The organism is Gracilibacillus sp. Marseille-QA3620, assembly GCF_054950035.1.
In genome coordinates, this window is record NZ_CM143102.1 from 1,382,156 (window position 1) to 1,402,952 (window position 20,797).

At 43.2% G+C, this 20,797-nt stretch carries 17 protein-coding genes and 1 pseudogene; all 18 read left to right on the forward strand.

The genetic code is table 11. From position 1 onward, the window contains the following. The first annotated feature begins 173 nt into the window (after window positions 1–173). Window positions 174–605, forward strand: coding sequence for a division/cell wall cluster transcriptional repressor MraZ (gene mraZ / locus ACY8DX_RS07045; protein ID WP_049672961.1), 432 nt, complete (start codon window positions 174–176; stop codon window positions 603–605). Between the two features lie 35 nt (window positions 606–640). After that, window positions 641–1,576 carry a 16S rRNA (cytosine(1402)-N(4))-methyltransferase RsmH gene (gene rsmH / locus ACY8DX_RS07050; RefSeq protein WP_049671517.1) on the forward strand — a complete coding sequence of 312 codons (936 nt, stop codon included), beginning with the start codon at window positions 641–643 and terminating at the stop codon, window positions 1,574–1,576. Between the two features lie 27 nt (window positions 1,577–1,603). Further along, window positions 1,604–1,954, forward strand: coding sequence for a cell division protein FtsL (gene ftsL / locus ACY8DX_RS07055; RefSeq protein ID WP_049671516.1), 351 nt, complete (start codon window positions 1,604–1,606; stop codon window positions 1,952–1,954). Beyond that, window positions 1,954–4,152, forward strand: coding sequence for a penicillin-binding protein (locus ACY8DX_RS07060; protein WP_439803413.1), 2,199 nt, complete (start codon window positions 1,954–1,956; stop codon window positions 4,150–4,152). The genes ftsL and ACY8DX_RS07060 overlap by 1 nt, the downstream gene beginning before the upstream one ends. 198 nt (window positions 4,153–4,350) lie before the next feature. Further along, window positions 4,351–6,270 (forward strand): stage V sporulation protein D, encoded by a 1,920-nt coding sequence (locus tag ACY8DX_RS07065; protein ID WP_049671514.1) that lies wholly within the window; start codon window positions 4,351–4,353, stop codon window positions 6,268–6,270. A gap of 162 nt (window positions 6,271–6,432) precedes the next feature. Next, window positions 6,433–7,923 carry a UDP-N-acetylmuramoyl-L-alanyl-D-glutamate--2,6-diaminopimelate ligase gene (locus ACY8DX_RS07070; RefSeq protein ID WP_462406450.1) on the forward strand — a complete coding sequence of 497 codons (1,491 nt, stop codon included), beginning with the start codon at window positions 6,433–6,435 and terminating at the stop codon, window positions 7,921–7,923. Window positions 7,924–7,927: 4 nt separating this feature from the next. Further along, window positions 7,928–8,902, forward strand: a complete 975-nt coding sequence (gene mraY / locus ACY8DX_RS07075; protein ID WP_462406451.1) for a phospho-N-acetylmuramoyl-pentapeptide-transferase — start codon at window positions 7,928–7,930, stop codon at window positions 8,900–8,902. A gap of 1 nt (window position 8,903) precedes the next feature. Further along, window positions 8,904–10,256 carry a UDP-N-acetylmuramoyl-L-alanine--D-glutamate ligase gene (gene murD / locus ACY8DX_RS07080; RefSeq protein ID WP_462406452.1) on the forward strand — a complete coding sequence of 451 codons (1,353 nt, stop codon included), beginning with the start codon at window positions 8,904–8,906 and terminating at the stop codon, window positions 10,254–10,256. 133 nt (window positions 10,257–10,389) lie between these two features. Then, entirely contained in the window at window positions 10,390–11,490 is a 1,101-nt protein-coding gene (gene spoVE, locus ACY8DX_RS07085; protein ID WP_439803410.1) for a stage V sporulation protein E, read from the forward strand. 220 nt (window positions 11,491–11,710) lie between these two features. Further along, on the forward strand, window positions 11,711–12,802 hold the full coding sequence (murG, locus tag ACY8DX_RS07090) for an undecaprenyldiphospho-muramoylpentapeptide beta-N-acetylglucosaminyltransferase (protein ID WP_049671509.1): 1,092 nt from the start codon (window positions 11,711–11,713) through the stop codon (window positions 12,800–12,802). Window positions 12,803–13,366: 564 nt separating this feature from the next. Further along, on the forward strand, window positions 13,367–14,158 hold the full coding sequence (locus tag ACY8DX_RS07095; protein WP_231589529.1) for a cell division protein FtsQ/DivIB: 792 nt from the start codon (window positions 13,367–13,369) through the stop codon (window positions 14,156–14,158). A gap of 155 nt (window positions 14,159–14,313) precedes the next feature. Then, a pseudogene (locus tag ACY8DX_RS07100) lies at window positions 14,314–14,397 on the forward strand (small basic protein); the annotation flags it as partial. Window positions 14,398–14,722: 325 nt separating this feature from the next. After that, complete coding sequence (ftsA, locus tag ACY8DX_RS07105; RefSeq protein ID WP_439803409.1) at window positions 14,723–16,012, forward strand: cell division protein FtsA; 1,290 nt, start codon at window positions 14,723–14,725, stop codon at window positions 16,010–16,012. Between the two features lie 36 nt (window positions 16,013–16,048). Next, window positions 16,049–17,212: a cell division protein FtsZ gene (gene ftsZ / locus ACY8DX_RS07110; protein WP_049671506.1), complete on the forward strand. Its 1,164-nt coding sequence runs from the start codon at window positions 16,049–16,051 to the stop codon at window positions 17,210–17,212. A 222-nt stretch (window positions 17,213–17,434) separates the two neighbouring features. Next, window positions 17,435–18,364 (forward strand): sigma-E processing peptidase SpoIIGA, encoded by a 930-nt coding sequence (gene spoIIGA, locus ACY8DX_RS07115; protein ID WP_049671505.1) that lies wholly within the window; start codon window positions 17,435–17,437, stop codon window positions 18,362–18,364. A 34-nt stretch (window positions 18,365–18,398) separates the two neighbouring features. Next, complete coding sequence (sigE, locus tag ACY8DX_RS07120) at window positions 18,399–19,118, forward strand: RNA polymerase sporulation sigma factor SigE (RefSeq protein WP_049671504.1); 720 nt, start codon at window positions 18,399–18,401, stop codon at window positions 19,116–19,118. A 208-nt stretch (window positions 19,119–19,326) separates the two neighbouring features. Next, on the forward strand, window positions 19,327–20,100 hold the full coding sequence (gene sigG, locus ACY8DX_RS07125) for an RNA polymerase sporulation sigma factor SigG (RefSeq protein WP_049671503.1): 774 nt from the start codon (window positions 19,327–19,329) through the stop codon (window positions 20,098–20,100). Between the two features lie 451 nt (window positions 20,101–20,551). Continuing rightward, the gene (locus ACY8DX_RS07130) at window positions 20,552–20,785 is read left to right on the forward strand and encodes a YlmC/YmxH family sporulation protein (protein WP_049671502.1); all 234 of its coding nucleotides are present in this window, start codon (window positions 20,552–20,554) and stop codon (window positions 20,783–20,785) included. Window positions 20,786–20,797: the final 12 nt, after the last annotated feature.

Sequence of the window (20,797 nt, forward strand, 5' to 3'; positions counted from 1 at the left end):
CTCTAGGTTTACTTTGCACACTTAGATGGTAAATTGTGTGTGTATTAGCAATGAATAACTAGTTTAAATTGAATATTTAGATACTTTACCCGGATACCAAAGTTTTTTTGGTGAAATGGTGGTGAAAAGTGGGGGGATGTGGTACATTAAGGTGGAGAAGTGGGGTGAAGGACATGTTTTTGGGTGAATACCATCATTCTATTGATAATAAGGGACGCATCATTATCCCCTCTAAATTCCGTGAGACTTTAGGGGAGACGTTTGTGCTTACACGCGGCCTTGATCAATGTTTGTTCGGGTATCCCATGAATGAATGGTCCGAGCTTGAAGAGAAGCTGAAAGGTCTCCCGCTTACGAAGAAGGATGCGAGGGCATTCACCCGTTTCTTCTTTTCCGGTGCAACGGAATGTGAGCTTGATAAGCAAGGGCGAGTGAATATCCCAAGTTCGCTTTTAAACTATGGAAAATTGGAAAAAGAATGCGTTGTTTTAGGTGTATCAAACCGTATAGAAATTTGGAGCAAGTCCATTTGGGAAGAGTATTTTGCTGAGTCAGAGGATTCTTTCTCAGAGATTGCTGAAAACATGATTGGTTTTGATATTTAATGCGCATACTTCCTTTCAGGAAGGTGAAGAAAGAAATGTTTAATCATACTACTGTACTGTTACATGAAGCTGTCGATGGACTAAATATAAAGCCTGACGGAATCTATGTGGATTGCACGCTTGGCGGGGCAGGGCATAGTGAACTGATAGCGAAAGCTTTATCTGAAAAGGGCAGGTTAATTGCTTTTGATCAAGATATTACAGCACTCGAAAATGCCAAGCAGAAGCTTGGAGCCTATATGGATCGGGTTACCTTGGTGAACAGCAATTTTGTCCACTTCGATGAAAGACTGAAAGAACTGGGCATTGAGAAGATTGATGGAATCCTCTATGACCTTGGTGTTTCATCTCCACAGTTTGATACGCCAGAAAGAGGATTTAGTTATAATTATGACGCTCCTCTTGATATGAGGATGGACCAATCAGCTCCGCTAAGTGCCTATCACGTTGTCAATGAGTGGTCTTATGAAGAATTAGTCAAGGTGTTCTTTAAATATGGAGAAGAGAAGTTCTCCAAGCAAATTGCGAGGAAGATTGAGCAGGCGAGAGAAAACAAGCCGATTGAAACAACATTTGAGCTAGTAGAGTTGATTAAAGAAGGAATTCCGGCTCCAGCCCGCCGAAAAGGCGGACATCCTGCCAAACGTATATTCCAGGCAATCCGCATAGCGGTCAACGATGAACTAAGAGTATTTGAGGTTTCTTTAGAAAAGGCCCTTCCTATGCTGAATAAAGGCGGAAGAATTTCTGTAATTACCTTCCATTCACTCGAAGACCGGATTTGTAAGAGCTTCTTTAAGGAAAAGTCTGAATTGCCGCCAATGCCGCACGGCTTGCCGGTTATCCCGAAAGAATTTGAGCCAGAGCTTAAATTAATTACGAGAAAGCCGATTATACCGAGTGAGGAAGAATTGGCCGTTAATAACCGTGCCAGGTCTGCCAAGCTCAGAGTAGCTGAAAAGATTAAATAGAACAGATTTTATTAGGAGGGGATAAACATGAGCAGTTTAGCGAGAAAACTTCAACAGGAACAAAATAAACGCACCGAAGTCAAGACGAAGAAAGTGATCATACCTAATGGAATTACATTAGGAGAGAAGGTTCTGTACATAAGCTTTGCTTTGTTTATCGCTTTCTTTGCTGTCAAAATTATCTCAACACAGGCTGATATTTATGCCGTTAACCGCGACATCGTGTCTGTTGAATCGAAAATAGAGAATCAAACGAAAGAGAATAAAGATTTAACCGACCAAGTCAGTGAATTGAAAACGTATGATCGAATTTGGGAAAAGGCCAAAAAGCTTGGGCTTACTCTGAAAGATCAAAATGTTAAGGTCGTGGAAGATTGATGAACAATAAAAAGAGCCGGAACAAAGGGGCAGCCTTCTTATTCATGATATTTGGGCTGTTTTTTTGTGTAGTATTTGTACGATTCCTGATCATCCAATATACCGGGGTTGCCGGCGGGGAGGAATTGGCTGCAAAGGCGCAGGATAAGTATCAGGTTAGCAGAACCCTGACTGCACAGCGGGGGTCGATTGTAGATACAAACGGAGAGGTACTCGCACGTGATACCTCTTCATATAAATTAATCGCCATCCTGGATGATTCCATGACAGAGGATGAGGATAATCCTCAGCATGTGGTTGATAAAGAGGAAACGGCGAGAATCCTTGCGGAACATATTGATATGGATGAAAGTGAGATTCTTGCTAAGCTTCAAAAGAAGAATGTTTACCAAACAGAATTTGGCTCTGCAGGCCGCGACCTGTCCCATCAGACAAAGCTGGCTATAGAAGAACTGGAGCTTCCGGGAATCACCTTTATTAAAGATTCGAAAAGATTTTACCCAAATGGGATCTTTGCCTCTCATGTAATCGGATTTGTGGAAGAAAATGAGGATACAGGCAAGGTAACTGGAGCGCTTGGTGTCGAAAAGATGCTGGATAAATATTTGCAGGAAGAGGATGGATCTATTACCTTCCAAGGGGATTTATGGCGTAATATTCTGCCGAATAAGCAAACGGAGGTTGTGGAGCCATCAGATGGGGCTACTATTCAATTGACGTTGGACAGCAAGATTCAAATTTTCCTAGAGGACGCGATGTCTCAGGTCAATGAGGAATACAGCCCTGCGAAGATGATTGGAATCGTGGCAGATCCGGACACAGGAAAGATACTTGCCATGTCCCAGCGTCCAACCTATGATTTAAATACAAGGCAAGGTCTTGAAAACACATGGCAGAACCTTGCGGTAGAAGAATCCTATGAGCCTGGTTCAACAATGAAGGTATTCACGCTTGCAACCGCGATTGAAGAAGGGGTCTGGAATGCAAATGAAACCTATCAATCAGGCACCTATAAAATTGACAAATCGACGACAATTGGCGACCACAATGGAAAAAGAGGCTGGGGTGCCATTACGTATTTAGAAGGTGTGCAGCGCTCCTCCAATGTAGCCTTTGCAAAACTGGCCGTCGAGAAAATTGGGTCAGATACCTTACTTGAATATTTGGAGGAATTCGGGTTTGGCAAGAAAACCGGAATTGATCTTCCGGCTGAAACAACAGGGGCGTTCGCCTATAAATGGGAGTCTGAGAAAGTGACGACTGCCTATGGACAAGGTACAACCGTTACCCCTATTCAGTTGATTCAGGCAGCGACAGCCATTGCTAATGACGGTAAAATGATGAAACCGTATGTCGTAGAGAAAATCACGAATGCAGCGACAGGGAAAACCATTAAGGAAACGAAGCCGACTGTGGTGGCCAAGCCTGTATCAAGCGAAACAGCCGGTGAGGTAAGAAACATTTTAGAGACGGTTGTCACCTCAGAAAAAGGAACAGGTAAACCCTATAAGATTGATGGATATGATGTTATCGGCAAAACAGGTACAGCCTCTATTTATTCAAGTGAAAAAGGCAGTTATTTGACAGGTCAGAATAACTATATATTCTCATTCCTGGGAATGGCACCTAAGGATGACCCGGAAGTGATTGTCTATATTGCTGTACAGCAGCCTCAGCTGAAGCCGAATGAATCAGGCTCGGCGCCTGTTTCAAAGGTATTCAATAGTGTCATGGAAAATACATTGAAGTATTTAAATATCGAATCAGAGGAAACGGATACGAAAACATCCGTTGAGATACCTGATGTAACAGGAACAAATAAAGAGCTTGCCAAGACACAGGTAGAAAAAGCAGGTTTGACCCCGGTAGTCATTGGCAGCGGGACGAGAATTAAGGAGCAGTCGCCGAGCGGTACATCGGTTATAGAAGGAGAGAAAGTTCTCCTGTTGACTGATGGTGAGCTGACCATGCCGGACTTTACGGGCTGGTCAGTAAGGGATGTCATGAAAGCAGCCTCTCTAATGGGGGTTGATTTAAATACATCCGGATCGGGATATGCTTCAAGCCAAAAGCCGAAAGCAGGCACGGCTCTAAAATCAAACCAATCAATCGTTGTGCAATTTGAAGATCCGGAAACCATTTTTGAGAAATCAAAAGCAAAAGCGGATGATGAAGAAGTAGAAGAGGAAGGCGGATGATGAGTCCGCCGCTAAATCTGAAATAGAAGCAAGCCGTAAGAGTAATAGGTTAATTAGGAATCCAGCTGATGCAAAGGAGCAACAGCTGGATTCTTTTTTTGCTTTAGATGGGTGTGTGTGCAAAAGGGATTTCGGTTCAGTTCTATTTCTGCTCGTACAAGCATAAAGTGGAATGTGCTTGTATTGGAGGGATAAATAGTGAGGGCATCAAATCATACGGTTCGCAAACGATTGATTGCGGCTTTGTTAATTGGGTTAGGCGTCTTCTTAGTCATTGACCTGCGGCTTGGATATGTACAGATTTATATGGGGAATTACTTGACGGACCTCGCAAAGGATTCGTGGAGTCGTAACATCCCGTTTGAGCCGAAAAGAGGAGAAATTAAGGACCGAAACGGTGTGGTGTATGCGACGAATAAATCGGCCCCGACCGTATGGGTAGTGCCGAGGCAGGTAAAGGACCCGGCAGAAACAGCTAAGCAGCTTGCAGCCGTGTTGAATATGCAGACGGAAAAGGCGTATAAGTTAATCACTACGAACACCTCAATCGTCAAGATTCCTGAAGGAAGGAAAATCAGTCATGGCAAAGCGAAGGCTGTTCGCAACCTGGACCTCTCTGGTGTATATATTGCCGAGGATTCGATTCGCTATTATCCGAAAGGCTCGGCGCTTGCCCATGTTCTCGGATTTGCCGGAATCGATAATCAGGGGCTTATGGGCCTTGAGCTTGCCTATGAAGATGAATTAAAGGGGAACAAAGGGTATGTGAAATTTTATGCGGATGCTAAGGGCAAGCGGATGGAGAATATGGCGGATGACTATAAATCTCCGCTGAACGGGTATGACTTAACCCTGACGGTGGACAACCGCATCCAAACCATTATTGAAAGAGAGATGGATATTGCTCAGGAAACCTATAACCCTGATGGAATTGTCGGTGTTGCCGTCAACCCGAACACAGGAGAGATTCTGGCCATGTCCAGCAGGCCGACGTTTGACCCGGCTAATTTCCGCAATGTCGCACCGGAAATTTACAATCGGAACCTGCCTGTCTGGAGTACGTATGAGCCTGGTTCAACCTTTAAGATCATTACGCTTGCTGCTGCGCTTGAAGAGAAGAAGGTGGACCTTCAAAATGACCGATTCTATGATGGTGGATATGTCAAGGTAGGCGGAGCCAATCTTAGGTGCTGGAAAAGGGGCGGACATGGTTCAGAGAGTTTTCTAGAGGTAGTTCAGAATTCATGCAACCCTGGTTTTGTTGAGCTTGGGGAGAGACTTGGAAAAGATAAGCTTTTTAATTATATACATGATTTCGGATTTGGGGAGAAAACGGGAATTGACTTACAAGGGGAGGGAAAAGGGATTCTCTTTAATGTGGACAGGGTCGGTCCAGTTGAGCAGGCAACGACGGCATTTGGCCAAGGTGTCTCTGTAACACCAATTCAGCAGGTGATGGCTGTATCGGCTGCCGTGAACGGCGGGACATTATATACTCCCTATATCGCAAAGGAAATAAAGGATCCCGCGACAGGAGAAACCATCATGAAAAAGAGTCCGAAGGCGAAAAGGCAGGTTATTTCAAAGGAGACATCGAAGGAAATAAGGAGAGCTCTTGAGACGGTTGTGGCAAAGGGGTCCGGGAAGGGTGCGTTTGTGGATGGCTATCGTGTGGGCGGTAAGACAGGGACTGCCCAGAAAGCACAAAACGGCCGCTATCTAGAAAACAATTTCATCGTTTCCTTTATCGGCTTCGCTCCAGCGGATGATCCTCAAATTGTTGTCTACATTGCAATCGATAATCCAAAAGGGACCGTACAATTCGGCGGTGTCGTTGCCGCGCCGATTGTAGGCAGAATCATGAAGGATAGCTTGCCGGCCCTTGGCATCAAGCCGAGGAAAGATCAGGTGGAAAAGGAAAAAACATATCTTGATCCCGTGGAGGAGGAGGTACCTGATTTAGTCGGGCTGACATTAAGGGATCTAAGTGAGCAATATTCAAGGTTTAAAATCGTCACTTCCGGCAAGGGGAGCCGGATAGTCCAGCAGTCGCCAAAACCAGGTGTTAAGTTAAAGGAGGGTTCAACCATCCGCATTTATCTGGATGAGGATGAGTGACAGAGATTCTGAGCTTTGGCGGCTGATTTTATCGGCCGCCATTTTTTTCTGCACGGCAAGCTGTCAATTTTTTAAAGCTTGAATATATACTTTCTTATTTCTTATAGCATTAAATTACGATACAATAAGGAAGATTGCTTTAAAAAGAAAGGAACCTGTTTTATGAGACTCGATGATTTAATCAGTATAATACCGTTTAAGCAGAAACAGGGTGAAGGGAACCCCCTCCTGTCATCTGTTGAAAATGATCACCGTAAAGTGAAAGAAGGCAGCTTGTTCATCTGTATTAAAGGGTATACCGTTGATGGGCATGACCTGGCACCCGATGCCGTTAAGAATGGGGCCGCAGCAATCATTTCCGAGAAGCCGCTGAATGTGGATGTTCCCGTTGTGATTGTAAAGAATACGTCTAAGGTTATGGCGCAAGTAGCGGATCAGTTTTACGGGCATCCTACACAAAAGCTAACCTTAATAGGGATTACCGGTACGAATGGCAAAACAACAATCAGTCATCTTATTGAGAAGCTGTTCAACGATAAGAACCAAACGACCGGGTTAATTGGAACCATGTATACAAAGATAGGTAAAGAAATTTTTGAAACAAAAAATACAACTCCTGATAGTCTTACACTCCAAAAGACCTTCCATCAGATGGTGGAAGCAAGTGTCGAGACAGCGGTCATGGAGGTCTCCTCTCATGCCCTTGATATGGGCCGTGTCTTTGGGTGTGATTATGATATCGCTGTATTTTCAAATCTGACCCAGGATCATTTGGATTACCATGGGACGATGGAGAACTACCAGTATGCGAAAGGCCTCCTCTTCTCTCGTTTAGGTAATACCTATACAGACGGAAAACCGAAATACGCCATATTGAATGCCGATGATCAGGCATCCCTTATGTATGAAAAGGCAACTTCTGCGAATGTCGTTACATATGGGATTCACCAAGCAGCAGATATTAAAGCGGAGAATATCCGGATTACCGCTCAAGGGTCGTCCTTTAAGCTGATAACGCCTAATGAGAGCGTAGAGGTCACTCTGCCGCTGGTTGGGAAATTTAATATTTATAACTGTCTTGCAGCCATTGCTGTCGGATTAGTATCAAATATACCGCTTCATGAGATTATTCAGTCTCTCAAGGAAATCAAGGGTGTTTCAGGAAGATTTGAAAGAGTATACGGCGGACAGGATTTCACCGTGCTCGTTGATTATTCCCATACACCAGACAGTCTTGAGAATGCCTTGAAAACCATTAATGAATTTGCAGAGAATAAGGTCTATGCCATTGTTGGATGCGGGGGAGACAGAGATAAGACGAAGCGTCCTCTCATGGCTCAGGTGGCCTGTGAATATAGCACGAACCCAATCTTTACATCTGATAATCCGCGCAGCGAAGACCCAGAGGCCATTCTTGATGATATGACAGATGGCGTGCCCGGCATGAGCTACGAGAGAATTACTGACCGGAAGGAAGCCATTTATGAAGCAATCCGGCAGGCTCAGCCAAAGGATGTCATCTTGATTGCCGGCAAAGGGCATGAGGATTATCAAATTATCGGCAAGGAAGTCATCCACTTTGATGACAGAGAGGTCGCGATGGAAGCGATCCAAGAAAAATTGAATAGTCAGCAGAAAGAAGAGAGGGTTTAAGACAATGCTTGAACAAGTTTTATTTTTTACGATACTCGTATCATTTTTAATTACGGTTCTGCTCTCTCCTATATTTATCCCGTTTCTTAGGAGGCTCAAATTTGGGCAAAGCATAAGGGAAGAAGGGCCTAAATCACATCAGAAGAAAACGGGTACACCGACGATGGGAGGCGTTGTCTTCCTTCTTGCTATTCTTGTGACAACCTTGGTTATGACAGGGAAATTCACAAATGTAAGTGAAGAAACCTATTTGCTGTTATTTGTGACGATTGGCTTCGGTCTTCTGGGCTTTTTAGATGATTTTATCAAGATTGCCATGAAGCGTAATCTTGGTTTAACATCCAAACAAAAGTTCTTGGGCCAGGTTGTGATCTCGGTTATTTTTTATCTCATTTGCCGCCAAAGCAATATGTCTACGGCCATTGAGATTCCATTTACCAATTATGAGCTTGATTTTGGTTGGTTCTATGTATTTATTGTCATCTTTTGGCTTGTTGGGTTCTCAAATGCAGTCAATTTGACAGATGGATTGGATGGACTGGTTTCTGGTACTTCAGCCATTGCATTCGGTGCTTTTGCGGTACTTGCGTGGAACCAGCAAAACTATGAGGTTGCCCTTTTCTGTGTGGCAGTTGTCGGAGCGGTATTAGGTTTCCTTGTGTTTAATGCCCACCCCGCGAAGGTGTTTATGGGGGATACTGGTTCCCTTGCTCTTGGTGGGGCCCTTGCAACTGTGGCTATTTTATTAAAGCTTGAATTATTGCTCGTCATTATCGGCGGCGTGTTTGTTATTGAAACATTATCCGTCATTTTGCAGGTGGCTTCCTTTAAAACGACCGGTAAACGGATCTTTAAGATGAGTCCGCTGCATCACCATTATGAATTAAGCGGCTGGTCAGAGTGGCGTGTTGTTGTCACGTTCTGGTCTGTTGGCCTGTTGTTATCCATTCTTGGAATTTATATAGAGGTGTGGTTATAAAATGAAACCTATTAATGACTATCTTCGCAAGAAAGTATTGGTATTAGGTTTAGCTAAAAGCGGAGTGAGTGCAGCAACCTTGCTGCACAAGCTCGGTGCATTTGTTACGGTAAATGATTTTAAGCCGTTTGACGAGAATCCGGAGGCACAGGGTCTTTTGGAGGAGGGGATTAAGGTAATCTGCGGCTCACATCCAATTGAGCTGTTAGATGACGGATTTGAGCTGATTGTCAAAAATCCAGGTATCCCTTACACGAATCCAATGATTCAAGCTGCCATGGAGAAAAACATACCGGTTATCACGGAGGTTGAGCTTGCCTATAAGATTTCAGAGGCGCCGTTTATCGGTATTACGGGAACAAACGGCAAGACGACGACAACCACGTTGATTTATGAAATGCTGAAAGAGGGCGGCAAAAATCCACTGATCGCCGGAAATATCGGGACAGTAGCGAGCGGAGTGGCTCAAGAAGCGACAAAAGACAATGTGATCGTTATCGAATTATCCTCCTTCCAATTGATGGGGATTCAGGAATTCCGTCCTCATATAGCCGTATTCTTAAATCTGTATGATGCCCATTTGGATTATCATGGTTCAAAGGAAGAATACGGAAATGCAAAGGCGCGTATAACCGCTAACCAAACAAATGAAGATTACTTTATCTATAATGCTGACCAAGAGGTGACAACGGCTGTTTCTCAGGGGTCTTCTGCTGTTTCCATGCCATTTAGCACGGACACGATTCAAAGAGACGGTGCCTATGCAGAAAATGGGTACATATGCTTCCGTGAGGAACAGATTATGCCGATCGTAGACATTGTTCTTCCAGGAAGGCATAATCTTGAGAATATATTATCCGCTGTCGCAGCAGTTAAATTATACGGTGTAACCAATGAAGCTATTAGGAAGGTTTTGACGACCTTTGAGGGTGTTAAGCACCGTACTCAATTTGTCCGCGAGCTGAATGGACGCAGATTTTACAATGATTCTAAAGCAACTAATATCCTTGCTGCCAGTGCAGCCATCTCATCCTTTGACGGTCCGCTGATCCTTCTTGCTGGAGGTCTTGACCGTGGAAATGGATTTGATGAGCTTATCCCATTGCTTCAGAATGTGAAAGCAATGGTCGTCTTTGGCGAAACAGCGGGAAAACTTACAGATACAGCGAAAAAAGCAGGAATATCCATCATTAAACATGTCGATAATGTAGGAATAGCCGCTCGTGAAGCATACGAGCTATCCGAGAGCGGGGATACTATTTTGCTTTCTCCTGCATGCGCAAGCTGGGACCAATACAAAACTTTTGAGGTCCGCGGTGACATGTTTATGGATGCCGTGCATAAGCTAAAATAGGGGCTTGTTCCAAAGCAAGGATGTATGTTCTTTGCTTGCGAATGCAGAAAAAGAGACGATTACGAGGAATAATCGTCTCTTTTTGTTACTAGCCGGTTCATCCCTAATTTAGAATGCGTGAGGTGCATGCCAAGTGCCTGCTAAGAAAACGACACCTGATTTTATCCTAATCATCGCCATGCTGAGCTTATTGTCAATTGGTCTAATCATGGTTTACAGTGCCAGTGCTATATGGGCGACGTATAAATTTGACGATACCTTCTTCTTTGCGAAGAGGCAGCTGTTATTTGCGGGTGTGGGAATTGCTGCAATGTTTGTCATAATGAATATCGATTATTGGAATTGGCGCAGATGGGCCAAGCCAATCATCATTCTCTGTTTCATCTTGCTTTTAGTAGTACTGATTCCGGGGATAGGGACGGTTCGGAATGGCTCAAGGAGCTGGATTGGGGTAGGAGCCTTTTCCATCCAGCCATCAGAGTTCATGAAGCTGGCGATGATTGTGTTCCTGTCTAAGTTTCTGTCGGAGCGGCAAAAATACATAACCTCCTTCAAAAATGGACTTGTTCCATCGCTCGGTCTTGTGTTCATTGCCTTTGCACTCATTATGCTTCAGCCTGACCTTGGGACAGGAACCGTAATGGTAGGGACATGCATAGCGATGATTTTTATCGCTGGAGCAAGAATCAGCCATTTTGCCGGCCTTGCGATGATTGGGGTCATAGGCTTTATCGGGCTGGTGGTTTCAGCCCCGTACCGGATGCAGCGGATTACCTCATTTCTTGATCCATGGCAGGATCCGCTCGGAAGCGGCTTTCAAATCATCCAGTCACTGTATGCTATTGGACCGGGCGGTTTGTTCGGGCTTGGTCTTGGGCAAAGCCGGCAGAAGTTCTTCTACTTGCCTGAGCCGCAAACGGATTTTATCTTCGCGATTCTGTCTGAGGAGCTTGGTTTTATTGGAGGGTCACTAGTCATCTTCCTGTTTGCGCTGCTCCTTTGGAGAGGGATACGGATTGCCCTTGGTGCCCCTGATTTGTTCGGTACCTTCCTTGCGGTTGGAATCATTGTGATGATTGCGATTCAAGTTATGATCAATATCGGGGTGGTGACTGGCCTGATGCCGGTAACGGGAATCACTTTGCCATTTCTCAGCTATGGAGGCTCTTCTCTCACTTTAATGCTGATGGCGGTAGGGGTGCTTTTAAATATCAGCCGATATTCAAATTATTAAGGGGACTGCTTGGATAAGTCCCTTTTTTTATGTTATTTTATATTTTGTCTACACTTGCAGCCAGATGCCATTCATATGTCATCAGGTTAGATGGGCTCTGATTAGCAGTTGGTGTAAAGATGAATAATATGTAAAAGATACTATGTAAACGACGTTTATAGTGTAGTAGAATATGGGTAAACAGTAGAGTTGCTATATTAGCATTGAAAGGTGAATATAAATGAAAATTGTATTAAGCGGCGGTGGCACCGGAGGACATATTTATCCGGCACTTGCCTTGGCGAGAGAAATTAAGAAATTAAATCCAGAAGCAAGCTTTTTATACATAGGTACTGAAAAAGGGTTGGAAAGTGATTTGGTCAGAAGAGAAGGAATTCCATTTGAAGCAATCGAGATTACAGGGTTCAAACGCTCCCTAAGCTTTGAGAATATTAAGACCATCACGAGATTCCTCACAGGTGTTTCGAAGAGCAAGAAGCTCTTAAAGGAATACAAGCCTGATGTCGTAATTGGAACAGGCGGTTATGTGTGTGGTCCTGTAGTCTATGCAGCCTCCCGCTTGAAAGTCCCTACCATTATCCATGAACAAAACAGTGTGCCTGGTTTAACCAATAAATTCTTGAGCCGCTATGTGAGCAAGGTTGCCATCAGTTTCGAGGAATCTGCTCAATTCTTCCCAAAAGATAAAGTCATCTTAACAGGTAATCCCCGCGGATCAGAGGTTGTCTCTCATATTGGATCGAAAGAAATTGAATCTCTCGGTGTCGATCCAACGAAACCAGTTGTGCTGATCTTTGGCGGCAGCCGCGGTGCGAAGGCGATAAATGAAGCTGTCTTAAAGAATATTGAAGCCTTGAAGGATAAACCATATCAGGTGATTTATATAACGGGTGAGGTTCATTATCAATCTGTGAAGGATGAGTTGGATCTTGTAGGTACACCGCCGAATATTATTGTGAAACCGTTCATCCATAATATGCCGGAAATCCTGCCGGCGGTTGATCTGGTCGTTTCCAGAGCTGGAGCAACAACCATTGCAGAGCTGACGGCCCTTGGTATTGCCAGTATCCTTATTCCGAGCCCATATGTCACCAATAACCATCAAGAGAAGAATGCGCAGGCACTTGTTGCTGACGGAGCCGCGATGATGATCAAAGAAAATGAGCTGAATGGAAACACCTTGCTCAAGACCATTGATGACATCATGCTTGATGAAGATAAGAATACAATGATGAAAGAGGCTGCCAAGCGAAAAGGCATGCCGGATTCAGCTGAACGTCTGCTTCAAATCATTAAAGATTTGCAGAAATGAGGCTTTAAGCTGAAACCGATGAGGATGGAACCGGGAAAAGGTTGGGTGTAAGAATCGCCAATTTGGCAGTATCTGCATTCATCCTTTTCTTTTCCATAATGGAACAAAATTCCCTTTTAAGGTTGTTAAACAACCCGGAATCACCAGCTTGCTAAGCTGTATTTCAGCCCCTGAAAATCATTTGTGCATGAAATAAAAAAAATAGAAAAATATAGAGTGCGATATGTTATAATTTTCTCATAATTAGGCATCATTTGTGCCTTTTCTTTTGGTCTTTATAAAGGCAAAAGAATAATAGAAGTATTTGGCTGAAATGTTCGCTCCATGCTTTTTCATGGGTGTTCATCTCAGCAAACTGCCGCAACAGGACAGATAATAACCAAGAACCACTTGACCTTTTACAGGGGAAATGGGTAATTTGATAAAGAAAATATACCAACCATGGGTGTACAATTTCATCAGTGCTATTGTTGCCGCTTGGATTCTTGAGTGTTTCAGCAGAGTTTAATAGGCCGGTTATTACTTCTTTAGGCTGAGCAGGTATTAACACGTGATGAAGTAGAGGTGTATGGGTTGGAAAAAAATATTGTATCTATAGAAGATAGAATTCCAAAATTAAAGCAAATGCGGAAGAAGAAAGCGAATAGAAGATTGATTACCTTATTGACCATTTTCTTTTTGCTCATATTCAGCATTATCTATTTTCAATCGCCATTAAGCAGAATTAAAGCTATAAAGGTTGAAGGTAATTCATATTTGACCGATAAGGAAATTGTTGAGGCGAGCGGCATCCAATTAAATGAAAACTTCTGGGAAGTGAAAAAAGAGGCAGCCGTTACCGCTATTGAGAAGAATCAAGAGGTTAATTCCGCCGAGGTGTCGAGGCAGCTTCCTAATACTATTGTCATCACGGTGAATGAATATGATTACAGCGCATATGTACAAAAAGGCAAGGATTATTATCCAGTTTTAACGAACGGGACAATCTTAAAGAAAAAAGTAGAGTCTATTCCGGATTCTGGTCCGCTGCTTGTCTCCTTTAAGGAGGGAAAGGCGCTTCAAAAAGTGATCGAACAGCTGGATAATCTTTCACCGGAAATCATGAATTCTATCTCCGAGGTTCATTATAGTCCGCGTGAAACAGATCCTTATAGAATTATCCTCTACATGAATGACGGCTATGAAGTAACAGCGAGCGGAGAAACGCTCGCCAAAAAAATGGTTCACTATCCTGCCATTATCAGTCAGCTTGGTGAAGAGGATAGAGGTGTCATTGATTTGGAGGTAGGCTCTTATTTTAGAGCATATGATACCGATATAGAAGAAGAGGGAGCATCTGAAGAAGAAGAAGGGTAAGATGAACTCCGTTTTTCTCTTAAATCTCCCTAGGACTTTAGCTGTAGTTCATTTGTCTTGGTTATGACATTTAAGACGAGAAGATAGACCTTTTGTCAATGGAAAATCATCAAAATGCAAAAAAAGTAATAAAATTAAATAAATTTTAATGAAGATTCTTTTGTAATATCATTTTCGCTGTAAATATGGCTTTTCTAGGCGTTCATCTTAGTGTAGACTTGTATTTATCAAGGGTATTTTTAGCATAATGGAATTACTTTTGTGAAATAGTGCAAATTGAAACCAAATACCTTATAAATTGCAAGTAAATGCCAAAATGAAAACAGGATATCATAAATTTTTGGCGAATAGTATTCTTAAGACAAAAAATGTGACATATAGGCTATGTCAGACATTTTGCTTTTCTGACTAATCATATCTGTAAATCAATAAAGGACATGAGTAGATAAGCAGAAGCGGCAACACCCGTGTCTTGTACGCAGACCAAGATTAGAGAGGGACAAGCGTCCGGCATAAACCTGATAATAAATAGAGAATAGCTATATTAAAAGGAGGTGCCAAAGGGTGCACAACAATGAATATTATGTGAGTTTGGACATCGGTACATCCACTGTGAAAGTGATTATAGGAGAGATGGAAAACAACTCCTTAAACATTATCGGCGTGGGGAATGTTGCATCTGAAGGCTTGAAAAAAGGACAGATCGTTGACATCGATGAAACGGTCAAGTCGATTCGAAAAGCAGTTGAGCAGGCTGAAAGAATGGTAGGTATGACAATACAGCGCGTAATTGTTGGCATCAGTGCAAATCATGTACGCTTACAGCCTTGCCATGGGGTTGTAGCTGTCTCAAATGAAAACAAGGAAATTACGGAAGCAGATAAGCTTCGAGTGAAGGAGCAAGCAGAGCTTGTGACGATTCCTTCTGACAGAGAAATTATCGACTGCATTCCAGTAAGCTATAAAGTTGATGAAATTGAAGATATAAGCGATCCAAAAGGTATGACCGGTGTTCGTTTGGAAATGAAAGGTGTTTTAATAACCGGACTCAGAACCATTTTACATAATACTCTGCGCGCGGTTGAACGGGCAGGTTTAGAAATAACCGATATTGCTTTGCAGCCTATGGCAGCCGGTTCACTAGTTTTGTCCAAGGATGAAAGAAATCTAGGAATAGCCCTGGTTGATATTGGAGGGGGCTCTACTTCTGTCGCTGTATTCGAGGATGGCGAGCTGAAAGGGGCTTCTGTTATCCCGCTTGGCGGCGATGCCATTACGAAGGATATCAGCATTGTGCTTAAGACGCCAACAGAGGAATCGGAGAAGATAAAGATTCGATATGGGCATGCATTCATTGATGATGATGCTGAAGAAGAGATGTTCACTATTCCTGTGATTGGCAGCGATAAAATGCAGAAGTGTAATCAATTCGTTGTTTCTGATATTATGGAGGCAAGACTCATTGAAATCTTTGAAATGGTAGAAGATGAGATTGCCAAAATGGGAGTAAAAGAGCTTTTAGGCGGCTATGTCTTGACTGGCGGTGTTGTCAAAACACCGGGAGTGCTCGATTTGGCACAGCATGTTTTCCAAAATCGTGTACGAGGAGCAGAACCGAATTATATCGGTGTAAGGGAGCCGCAATACACCACCTCTGTCGGCCTCATTACATATGCATGCAGAAAAGCGAGATCACAAGGGCTGCAATTAGGAGCGCATACGGTAGCTGCTGCTAGTGAGCCTGCTGAAAAGAGACCATCTCAAAAAGCGCCACAAAAAGAAAAAGCACCGAAAAACCCAGAAGATAAAATGAGCAACAAGATGAAGAAATTCTTTGGAGTGTTTTTTGAATAGCGGATATATTTAACTGAAAAAATAGGAGGACTATCCATGCTAGAATTTGATACAAATATTGATTCGTTAGCAACTATAAAGGTAATCGGAGTAGGTGGCGGCGGTAATAATGCCGTTAACCGAATGATTGAACACGGCTTGCAAGGGGTCGAATTCATTGCCGTGAATACAGATGCTCAAGCGCTTAACCTCTCTAAGGCAGAAGTAAAGATGCAAATCGGCGGAAAGCTGACACGCGGTCTTGGAGCTGGAGCAAATCCAGAAGTCGGAAAAAAAGCAGCTGAAGAAAGTAAAGAACAAATTGAGCAGGCTCTAGAAGGAGCAGACATGGTGTTCGTCACAGCTGGGATGGGCGGCGGAACTGGAACTGGTGCTGCACCGGTTGTCGCACAGATTGCCCGCGAACTTGGGGCTCTAACGGTCGGTGTCGTAACAAGACCGTTTACGTTTGAAGGCCGCAAGCGTTCCACACAGGCCCAAGGCGGTATTGCTTCTATGAAGGAATCCGTTGATACCTTGATTGTCATCCCGAATGATCGATTACTTGAGATTGTTGATAAGAGCACACCGATGCTTGAAGCATTCCGTGAGGCAGATAATGTCCTTAGACAAGGTGTTCAAGGGATCTCTGACTTGATTGCCGTTCCTGGACTTATCAACTTGGACTTTGCCGATGTGAAGACAATCATGTCCAATAAAGGATCTGCTTTAATGGGTATTGGGGTAGCATCTGGTGAAAGCCGAGCAGCTGAGGCAGCTAAAAAAGCCATTTCCAGTCCGCTTCTTGAAACATCCATTGACGGTGCTCAGGGTGTTTTGATGAACATTACAGGCGGAACGAACTTGAGCTTGTTTGAAGTACAGGAAGCAGCAGACATTGTCGCATCAGCCTCCGACCAGGAAGTAAACATGATCTTTGGTTCCGTTATTAATGAGAATCTAAAGGATGAAATTGTCGTGACAGTCATTGCTACTGGCTTCAGTGAGGTAGAGCAGGCACGTCCGGCGGCAAGGCCGAATTTTGGTCAAAGCAGACCTGCTGCAAACCCTAATCCTGTGAAGAGAGAAGCGCCGAAACGGGAAGAGAGAGAAACGTATGCACAGGAGCCTAGCAGAAGCAATCAAACGTCAAACCAAGGTAATCAGGATGAGGCTTTAGACATTCCAACATTCTTGAGAAACCGCAACCGCCGCAGATAAGTAAATAGATGCAGCTGAAGAAGGCTGCTTCATGTTGTCTATTAAATGACAATGTGGAGCAGTCTTTTTTTACTTTGTGACATTTCTCATCCTCCTCGACAAATACCGTTGAAATTACAAATAAAAAGAGCCTGTCCTCTTTACAGAAAGTGACAACCTTTTAGGAGGAGGGGCTGTATAATTTCTAGTATATTCTGCATTACGCTTATGGGGGATGGGTGCATGGAAATCTATATTGATGCCATCTGGCTCCTGAATGTTGTCTTTGATTCTCTGCTCCTCGTTTGGTCAGCTTTGCTTTTGAGAGAAAAGGTTAACTGGATGAGGATCTTTGGCGGAGGATTGGCAGGTTCCATGATTATATGGCTGTATATCACACCTTATGCGTATTTAGCAGATCAAATATGGCTGAAGGGCTCATTTTCATTCGTTATGGTTCTTGTCTCTTTTGGATTCCGGGCGCCAGGTATCTTTTTGAAGCGGTTGTTGACCTTATATGCCGTGACTTTCATGTCAGGCGGTATTCTGCTAGGATGCTATTATTTTTTCAATTTTAAGGCGGCAGGCTATCTTAATGGATTCGCGAGCGGATCTGGAAGCTTTGGTGATCCTGTCAGCTGGATATTTGTCATCATTGGATTCCCGCTTGCCTGGCACTTTACGAAGAAGCATATCCAAGTGCTTGAGCTTGCCAATTGGAGTGATAAACAATCCGTCCTGCTGCGTATTGCATTAAACGGCCTGACCTTTGAGGCGAAGGGGCTTGTGGATACAGGGAATCAACTGATGGACCCTCTTACCGGCAGTCCGGTTTGCATCATTTCAATCCACGGGAAAGAAAAGCTTCTTCCAAAAGAAGTCGTAGCGGTGATTGAAAAGGGCGTAGAGAACATGAGCATGGAAAGCAAGGAACTTCCTGATGGGTGGCAGGGGAAAATGAGAATCATCCCTTGTAGGGTTGTCGGCGAGGATAACCAGCTCCTAATAGGATTTAAGCCGGATGCACTCTATATTGAAGTTTCAGGTGAATACAAGGAAGCCTCCAAATGTGTGATTTCTTTTACGAAGCAGCAGTTGTCATCTGATGGAAATTTTGACGCCATTATACATCCGAAGCTTGTGCCGGAAGCAACGACGGTCCATGCCTCATAAGGATGCCAAAAAAGGGGAAAGGGCGGTCCTGTAAATGAAAAATATCCGATTCAAGATATCATACTATTGGACAAAAATTCTGGTGAAGTTAAGAATCAAGTCAAAAGAGGTCTATTATATTGGAGGAAGTGAGGCGCTGCCTCCTCCGCTCAGTAAGGAAGAGGAAGAGATTCTCATTCATAAACTCCCAAAAGGGGATGAAACGGCAAGAGCGATACTGATTGAACGAAATCTAAGACTGGTCGTTTACATAGCGAGGAAATTTGAGAACACAGGCATAAATATTGAGGATCTCATCAGTATTGGAACGATTGGGCTGATTAAGGCAGTAAACACCTTTAATCCGGAAAAGAAAATCAAACTGGCAACATATGCATCACGCTGCATAGAGAATGAGATTTTAATGTACTTACGCCGCAACAGCAAAACACGCTCGGAGGTCTCTTTTGATGAACCGTTGAACATTGATTGGGATGGAAATGAATTGCTGCTTTCAGATGTTCTTGGGACAGATGATGATATCATCACAAAAAATCTGGAATCCTCTATTGACAAGAAGCTCTTATCGAAAGCGCTCGATCAATTGAATGACCGGGAGAAACAAATTATGGAGCTAAGATTCGGACTCGTCGGCGGAGAAGAAAAAACGCAAAAGGATGTGGCAGATCTGCTTGGGATTTCACAATCGTATATTTCAAGACTAGAAAAGAGAATCATTAAGCGCCTTCGCAAAGAGTTTAATAAAATGGTTTAATCAAACCATTTTATTTTTTTGCCTCAGGCAATTAAACAGACTCGCTGAAAAGAGAAGAAAAAGTTTGCCATTGTCTTTTTCCGTTTGTGCCAGTATTCATGAGCCTGCAGAAGCATCACATACCGTTTCTTCATTTTTTATATGAATATAATTTCTCCTCAGGGAGATACTTTACTTTGTATATCAGTTCCTGCTAGGAGGGAATGGATTGACTCGAAACAAAGTAGAGATATGCGGTGTGGATACATCCAAATTACCAGTATTGAAAAATGAAGAAATGCGGGAATTGTTTAAGGAGATGCAGGCTGGTGAGAGAAGCGCCAGAGAAAAGCTCGTTAATGGAAACCTGAGACTAGTTCTAAGTGTTATTCAGCGTTTCAATAACCGCGGTGAATTCGTCGATGATCTATTTCAGGTCGGCTGCATCGGGCTGATGAAGTCCATTGATAACTTCGATTTAAGCCAGAATGTTAAATTCTCAACGTATGCTGTACCGATGATTATTGGAGAGATTCGCAGGTATTTACGCGATAATAATCCTATCAGGGTTTCCAGATCACTCCGGGATATTGCTTACAAGGCTCTTCAAGTAAGGGAAAGATTGACGAGTGAAACGTCTAGAGAACCAACTTCAGAGGAAATCGCCAAAGAACTGAATGTTACGTATGAGGAAATTGTCTTTGCCCTTGATGCTATTCAAGATCCTGTATCCCTGTTTGAGCCTATCTACAATGATGGGGGAGACCCTATTTATGTGATGGATCAGCTGAGTGATGAGAAAAGCAAGGACAATACTTGGATCAATGAAATTGCTCTAAAGGATGGTATGAGACGGTTGAATGAACGAGAAAAAATGATACTGAAAAAGCGTTTCTTCCAAGGGAAAACTCAAATGGAAGTGGCAGAGGAAATTGGAATCTCTCAAGCGCAAGTGTCAAGACTTGAAAAGGCAGCCATTCGACAAATGAATAAAAATATATAATGCCCTATTGCCGAAGGCCAAAAAAGGATGGGACAAGCAGCTAATACCTCGTTCTTTTATATTGGCGGACAATATGGATAATTCTCATCATTATTTAATGGAAGAGAGCGTTTGCTCCCTTCCTTTTTTTATGGGCTTGTTACGCTTATGTGTTGATTTTCGCTGCAGTCGGCAGGAAAACAAGGGGCGGGGAGCCTCTTTGAGGTGTTCCCAGGCATCTGCTCAGTCTCCCCTGTGCGTTAATTCCCCCAGAGGTCAACTGCCTGATACGTGATGGGCGGTATACGACTATCAATTAACCAAGCCATTTTATATACAGGCAAGTTGTTTTCAAGCAGCCAGGCTGGGGAATATAGAATAGGTAAGCCCTTGTCAAAGCATGAGGTTCTGTAAACTGCCCTAATGGCATATACTGTCCTAAATCTCTTTATGGGAATAGGATGGGATGAGCATGATTAAAATATCAGATTTTCAAGTGAAGGATATTGTGAATACTCTTGATGGAAAAAGGCTCGGAAATGTAGAGGATATCGATATTAACCTTCATACCGGAAAAATTGACAGCATCACGGTGGGAACAGGAAAAATGCTATCCTTTTTGAATAAAGAAGAGGAAGTCATCATCCCGTGGAATAAGATTAAAATGATCGGGGAGGATGTCATATTGGTGGAATTCCGACAATAGGAAAAACCTTGG